Source organism: Microcoleus sp. Z1_B2, from assembly GCF_036700325.1.
Lineage (GTDB): Bacteria > Cyanobacteriota > Cyanobacteriia > Cyanobacteriales > Microcoleaceae > Microcoleus.
In genome coordinates, this window is sequence record NZ_JAUBOQ010000001.1 from 194,470 (window position 1) to 201,992 (window position 7,523).

A 7,523-nucleotide genomic window follows, 5' to 3' on the forward strand; every position below is an offset into this window, starting at 1 on the left:
AATTAGTTGCTGTTTATGGTCTTAGTTATTGGTTCAAATAGCACACATCTGCTTAAAAGTAGCGGTTGATTGGGTTCCAAGCCGGAAGGAGGATGTGGGCTGCCAATCGCGACAAGGCGCTTGGGGTCAGCACCTTGCCGCACTAAAGCCTCTTGCACTGCTGTGGCACGCTGGAGTGACAACCGTTGATTTGTGGCAAGTTCCCCAGTTCGATCGCTGTGCCCAATTATCTTAATATGTTTTTGAGGATATTGATCCATGAAATTTTTGACACTGGCGATGATTTGTCCGTATGTAGGGTCTAATTTTGCCGTTCCTGGCTGGAAGTAAATGCGGCTTGTAATTTTCAGCGGCTCTAATTTAATTGTGCTAATCACCGATTGAACACCGGGAATTTGCTTCAGGGACTGAGCTATTTTCTGTGCGTCTGCACCATCTCTAACGCTACCCTCTACTGTCACTTTACGATCGCCATACCGCGTAGAAATAGAAAGGCCCTCTTTCTGATTCAAAACTGCGGTAATCCGCTGTACCTCAGCCGCCGTCAAAACTGGATCTGGGGGGACATCTACAGCTAGAATTCTATTATCTAATTGCAATTTCGGTGCAGTTGATGCGGCTATTTTTGCAGCTTGTGCCCGCAATTCTTGATTTGGCAACTTTCCGGTTAGCTTTAAAGTTTTGCCATCAACTGTAACATCTAAGCGGTAAACTGCTAATTGGGGAGTGGATGCTAAAGCTGCGATGGCATTTGCTTCGAGGCGACGGTAAATGTTGCTGCGATACTGAGAAATTCCCCAAGGTACTAAGATTAAGCTCAGGGCGGCTAAACTGATAGCCGCTAGGGCGATCGGGGGTTTTGTTGATTTTTCCCTTTGCAGCGGGTCGAATAAACTTTTTATACAGGGGTGCAGCGAATCCGGTATAGTACCGGGGTCGCCGTTAAACTCGTGAATTACTTTAGCATAATTAAGGATGAGATTACTAACTGTTTGCCGCAGTTTGTTGATGAAAGACTGTGGCGGTTCTCCTTTAATCACGACTGCCATGTAGCAATATCCCGCTACTTCGAGCATAATTTTTGAGTCGCCGTATTCAATTTGATTTAGTTCGGAAACTTCTCCGGGCTGCACGATGCACTCGTTAACAAAGCTGCGAATAGCGGTGAGCATTCCTGCTACCATTTCTGATTCTAACTGGTAGCTTTCTGAGTTTTGAAATTCGGAAATTATCAAGCCTGATGCTTTATGAATTAAGAATGCTGCTTGGACGGTAAAGGGTATTGATTCTTTGAGGATTAATTCGGCTTCGGAGACTCCTTGTACTTTGGAGCGAATTTTGCGCTGAACTCCTTCAACGCTGAGGGCGTTTGACACTTTTTCATTGATTGTCTTGATAGCTTCTGCCATGTATCGGGAAATAGTATTGCCAATTACGGGATAGAGGGCATCCACCATTGCGTCGCGTTCGAGTTCAATTTGGGCTGTAATCGCTTTGCCCATTTCCGGGGCGAGGGCTTGAGCGATCGACTCTTGGTCAAGGCGAATTTGCTCTTTAATTGCCAGACCAATTTCTGGGGCGATCGCCTTAGCAATATCCGCTGGCGAATTAACTATTTGTTGAGCAAGTGCGTCGGGAAGCAGCTCAGCTATTGCCGCACTCATTGCCGACTTGTTTTCGACAGTTTTTGCCCTAATCACTTCGTCAATAATCGGCACGATCGCCTTAACAACTTCTTCCCTGGAATCGGCGACTTTGCGACTGAGAATTTCTGCGATCCAAGGTAACATCAACTCAATCAACTCTTGGGGATCGTAGATTTGGTGCTCCAATTTTCCTAATTTATCGTCGATTGTTGCCATCAGGTGGCGCACACCCGGCAAATCGTTTTCTGCCAGCAGATTTTTGACTTGCTCGATATCTGATATTTTTGAGCCAAAAATCAGATTTTGCAGCGTTTCCATCGCGCTGTCTGCTTCATTTAAATCCTGTTTAATTTGACCTAATATTTCTGCTGGCTGCGATCTCGTTGTCGGCTGTTCTACCAAGTTTGGCATCGATTGAAGCGAAGAAGCAACCACCGGATCTAAATATGCAGTTGATGGTGGATCTGAGACTTTGGAAAATATGGGATTATGGGAAATTTCCGAGGATTTTGACTCGGAATCGGTTGCGGAAACATCTTGTTGCGGATGGAACCCCTGGGATTTTTGAGCCTCTACGTAATGTAGAGAATCTTTTATTGTCAAGTTAGACAATGCTTCGACAGGCTGTGATTCCTCCTCCAAATCCGGCTGGGCGATCGCGGAAACATCTATAGTTTTAGCTGAGGAATAGTCTTTTTCCAGTTCTGAAGTGTTGAGTTTTTGAGTAGCGAATAGCAAACTTTTGAACTCATCTTTAACATCCCACGAATCGCCAGACTCCGGTTGGTGAGATCCAGTTTCGGGTACACTCGCTGCAACTTCCTCTGGCGCTTGCTCAGAAATACCCAACAAATCCATCAACCCGCCGAGGGCCCCAGCTTGATTATTTTTGTCGCTGCTGTCATCTTCGGGCTCTGCATTTTGCTGGTTGGAGCCTGCAATAATTTTGAGATCGACTAACAGATTCAGCAAGGGTTCTAGCTGGGTTGCTGCATGGGAAGCAGACTCGTCAGGTTGAGAAACAAAACCCTCTAACTCATTTTCGTCAGCCGGATTTTCTTTCGGTAAAGCCATGCGTTATTATCCGTTATGGTGGCGCTCCGGCAACAGAAACTCGGTATTTAACTTATTATCCGCAACGCCTTTAAGTTCGGGGACAAATTCTGTTCCTTTGAGCCTCATGCCGAGTTCAAACAGAATTTCTGCCATGTCGTCTCTAGAAACTTTAACATCTCTGAGCATAGAAAAGCGACGATCGAGTTCTTCAAAAACCTGTGTTTTCAAAGTGCGGGTTTCTTCAGATAGTCGCTCTCTGGTTTGGGAGAGTTCGTCACGCAGCGAACTGGTTTGATTGTCTATAGCCTCGTCGAGGGCTTCCATGCTGCTGGAGAATTTGCGGTTAATGCGATCGACTTGCTGGCGGATGTCTGCGCTTTCTTCTTGGGTGTTTGAGGTGAGCGATTTAACTTTCTTTTCTAGCGAATCAACTGCAGCCCTCATTTCTCCTGAAAGAACTGTTTTTACTTGTTCGATGCGAGTTTGCATATCTTGCTGCATCATCGACAAGTCGGAATCTATTTTATCGAAGCGATTATCGTATTCTCTAAGCTGCGCTCCGAAAATTATATCGCGAATCTGGTCGATATTTCCCAGCCGTTCGCGCATTTCTTCTTTAGTTATTTCGGCCATAATACCTGGAATCTCCGGAGATGGTGAGTTTAAGAACTGTGCTAGTGATTTACTACCGTTGTTGGTGGCACTAGCTTTTTTGAGTGGGCGGGCTTTTATTGTTTGAACTCTCACCCCTGCGTCGGGGATGGGATTTTTTAGAGTCTTGACTCTAAATATCCTGAGATTCAAATTTTTGAGCCTGGTCTTGTCACCAAAAATGGCGGTTGGCTATCCTTGGCTTGCAGCAAGCTCATAGAAGCGTTGATTTTGCTGCTATACAGCACAGCGGGTAGGTTTTAATGTCTTGACTGACATCCTCAATCATATCCCATCTTGACAGTGCCTCATACGACAGCGGTGGAGTCCCGGCAAAAAGCAGGCGGGCGCGCTCCACGTGCCATTATATATAATATATAACTCAAAACCTGCACCGATCGATCGCCGATCGGCTCGGAGGGATGCTGCCTTTGAGCAGAAAGCACTTAGGAGCGCGAATTAAATAATTTACACAAGTTTTTGGGGAGTAGGGGTTGGGCTTATAGCCCGCCCTTTCTGGACGGGCGGGACGCCCATCCCACAAGAACCATCACGCATTGTAAGTTATTTAATTCTCATTCCTTATAAAGTCGAACTCGGCCGAGCTCTCCCCCTCGAATCCTCTTCTCCTGCGATCGCCCTATAAAAATTCATAGGGCCCGATCGACAGCGATCGGACCCAATAATATGAGAGCTTTGTTTTTTCTAACAAACGAGATGTGTTTCCGGTGGAGAACTTTTACTTACTAGGGTTTACAACTTGTGCAGCTTTACTGTTAATCCGCAACTACAACTACGTCTGACTCGACTGCGGTTTGGCTTGACTGCTCGATCGGCAGTTCGCCACTATTTCAAGTTGTGTTCGGTTAATTTCTGCTGCGCCTGGGAATCTAGACCGGAGACACCATGTCTATATCCTCGAACTTTCTTTCTAAATATAGCGACCTCCTTTCTCTTCCTGTCCCGGTGTCTATTATTAAGTTAGCATGAGCTTTCCGAGGAGTAAAGCACTATTTGCAAAACTTGATAGGTCTTTACATTACTAAGTATAATGATATGAATATCCAAATAGATGTAAGTTAGCACTCACGCACTCGCCCACAAAGAAACCGGGTTTTTTCACCGAGATTGAGGATTTTAAGCAAGTATTTTGGTTGAAAAACCCGGTTTCTGGACACCCGTGCAAAAGTCCTATAAATTCTATTGTTGCTACATCTTTACATTCTTAACAGTTCTTGTCATGACTATTTCTCCTAAGTTTCTCAGTGGTAGCCAAATCCGCCAAACATTCCTCGACTTTTATGCCCAGCGGGGACATAAGATATTGCCGAGTGCTTCTTTGGTGCCCGAAGATCCGACAGTGTTGCTGACGATCGCCGGAATGCTACAATTCAAGCCGATATTTCTCGGACAGCGCACCCCCGAATCACCGCGCGCCACGACTTCTCAAAAGTGCATCCGCACCAACGACATCGAAAACGTCGGCCGCACCGCCCGCCACCACACGTTTTTTGAGATGTTGGGTAACTTCAGTTTCGGGGATTATTTCAAGAAACAGGCGATCGCCTGGGCGTGGGAACTTTCCACGGAAGTTTTCGGTTTACCAGCGTCGAATTTGGTTGTTAGTGTTTTCCGAGAAGATGACGAAGCTTTTGCAATTTGGCGCGATGAAATTGGTATTCCGGGCGATCGGATTCAGCGCATGGGAGAAGATGACAATTTCTGGCAATCCGGCCCGACAGGCCCCTGCGGCCCGTGTTCGGAGATTTACTATGATTTCCACCCAGAAAGAGGCGACAATATTGACCTCGAAGATGATAGCAGGTTTATTGAATTCTACAACCTGGTTTTCATGCAGTACAATAAGGATGCAGAGGGCAATTTAACACCGCTGCAAAATCAAAATATTGATACTGGGTTGGGACTGGAACGGATGGCGCAAATCCTCCAGAAAGTCCCCAATAATTACGAAACAGATTTGATTTTTCCGATCATTCAATCGGCGGCAGAAATTGCCGGGATTGATTACCACAATAGCGATGAAAAAGTCAAGGTTTCGCTGAAAGTAATTGGCGATCACATTCGGGCTGTGGTGCACATGATTGCGGACGAAATTCGCGCGTCGAATGTTGGTCGGGGTTACATTTTGCGGCGGTTGATTCGCCGGGTGGTGCGCCACGGGCGACTGATTGGAATTCAGGGCGAATTTACGGTGCGGGTAGCTGAAAGTGCGATCGCCCTTTCGGAAGCAGCTTATCCGAACGTGCGGCGGCGGGAAGCTCAAATTAAGGCGGAATTGGCAAGGGAAGAGGCGCAGTTTCTCAAGACTTTGGAACGCGGAGAGAAGCTGCTGGAGGAAATTGTCGATCGCACAAAACAGCAAGCAAACAAACAAATCAGCGGTCAAGATGCTTTCACTCTTTACGATACCTACGGTTTTCCCTTAGAACTGACTCAAGAAATTGCTGAGGAACAGGGAATTACGGTGGATTTGGACGGCTTTGAAGCGGCGATGGAGGAACAGCAAACTCGCGCTAAAAATGCTCGCCAAACAATCGATTTGACTGTGCAGGGTTCTTTGGATAAGTTGGCTGAAACAATCCAGGGAACTGAGTTTGTCGGTTATGCTGAATTGTCGAGTTTAGCTGAGGTGGAAGTTATCTTAGTTGACGGCAAATCTGTGGAAGAAGCAGCCGCAGGCACTGAGGTACAAGTTGTTTTGAACCAAACACCGTTTTATGCAGAATCCGGCGGACAAATTGGGGATAAAGGTTATTTGAAAAGCGGAGATAATGGTGATGGTTTGTTAGTAAGAGTTGATGATGTGAAGAAGGAATCAGATTTCTTCGTGCATTTCGGCTTTGTGGAACGGGGAACGCTGAGAGTTGGCGATAGTATTACGGCGAAAATTGACAATAGCGGTCGCCGCCGAATTCAGGCCAACCACACAGCAACTCACTTATTACAATCAGCTTTGCGGAAAATTGTGGACGATTCGATTTCGCAAGCTGGTTCGCTGGTATCGTCAGAAAGATTGCGGTTTGATTTCAATTCTCCGCGCGCTGTCACAGCAGAAGAGTTGCAGAAAATTGAGGATTTAATTAATAGTTGGATTGCTGAGGCCCACGCTGCGGAAGTTGCGGAAATGCCGATCGCCCTTGCGAGAGAAAAAGGCGCGACTGCGATGTTTGGCGAGAAGTACGGCGACGTGGTGCGGGTTATCGATTTTCCCGGCGTTTCGATGGAATTGTGCGGCGGAACTCACGTCAGCAATACCGCAGAAATCGGGCTGTTTAAGATTGTTTCGGAAGCGGGGGTAGCGGCGGGAACTCGCAGGATTGAAGCGGTTTCCGGTCAAGCTGTTTTGGACTATTTGAATGTGCGGGATAAGGTGGTGCGCGATTTGGGCGATCGATTTAAGGCGAAGCCTGAAGAATTGCCGAACCGGATTACTAATTTGCAGAATGAGTTGAAGGATACTCAGAAACATTTGGCTGCTGTGAAGTCGGAATTGGCGATCGCGAAATCCGATCAGTTGCTGAGTGCGGCGGAGGCGATCGGCGAATTCAAAATCATTGTAGCTCAATTGGGAGATGTGGATACAGAAGCGCTGAAAACTGCGGCGGAAAGATTGCAGCAAAAGTTAGGAAATGCTGCGGTTGTTTTGGCCTCAATTCCTGAACCGGATAAGGTAAGTTTGGTGGCTGCTTTTAGTCCTGAAGTCAATAAGAAAGGATTGCAAGCTGGCAAGTTTATCGGGGGAATTGCTCAAATTTGTGGCGGAAAAGGCGGCGGGCGGCCGAATTTGGCGCAAGCTGGGGGACGCGATGCAAGTAAGTTGCAGGAAGCCTTGGAAAGTGCTCGCAATTTGTTAGTTGAAGGGTTGGGTTAATTACTCGGATCAGGTGATTTCGGGGAAACTGTAGGGGCGGGTTCACCAACCATAATCGTCAATAATCGACAATCTCGAAAACCCGCCCCCACCCAACCATAAATCACACTGTACATAGTCCTCGTAGGGGCGGGTTCACCAACCATAATTGCCACAAATCGACAATCTCAAAAACCCGCCCCCACCCACTAAGAATCATCATGTACATAGTCCTCGTAGGGGCGGGTTCACCAACCATAATTGCCACAAATCGACAATCTCAAAAACCCGCCCCCACC

General features: G+C 46.8%; 3 protein-coding genes. 1 reads left to right on the top strand and 2 read right to left on the bottom strand.

Annotated features, from left to right (window positions below; genetic code table 11):
* Nucleotides 1-2: 2 nt before the first annotated feature.
* Complete coding sequence (locus QT984_RS00720; protein ID WP_333054327.1) at nucleotides 3-2,720, bottom strand: OmpA family protein; 2,718 nt, start codon at nucleotides 2,718-2,720, stop codon at nucleotides 3-5.
* Nucleotides 2,721-2,726: 6 nt separating this feature from the next.
* Nucleotides 2,727-3,335, bottom strand: a complete 609-nt coding sequence (locus QT984_RS00725) for a hypothetical protein (protein ID WP_333054328.1) — start codon at nucleotides 3,333-3,335, stop codon at nucleotides 2,727-2,729.
* Nucleotides 3,336-4,593: 1,258 nt separating this feature from the next.
* Between QT984_RS00725 and alaS the strand changes: the two genes are divergently transcribed.
* The gene (gene alaS / locus QT984_RS00730) at nucleotides 4,594-7,245 is read left to right on the top strand and encodes an alanine--tRNA ligase (RefSeq protein ID WP_333372789.1); all 2,652 of its coding nucleotides are present in this window, start codon (nucleotides 4,594-4,596) and stop codon (nucleotides 7,243-7,245) included.
* The last annotated feature ends 278 nt before the right edge of the window (nucleotides 7,246-7,523 follow it).

Bases quoted from the DNA above. Each gene is read 5' to 3' on its own strand.
- QT984_RS00720 (WP_333054327.1), bottom strand. From the start codon at position 2,720: ATGGCTTTACCGAAAGAAAATCCGGCTGACGAAAATGAGTTAGAGGGT.
- QT984_RS00725 (WP_333054328.1), bottom strand. From the start codon at position 3,335: ATGGCCGAAATAACTAAAGAAGAAATGCGCGAACGGCTGGGAAATATC.
- alaS (WP_333372789.1), top strand. From the start codon at position 4,594: ATGACTATTTCTCCTAAGTTTCTCAGTGGTAGCCAAATCCGCCAAACA.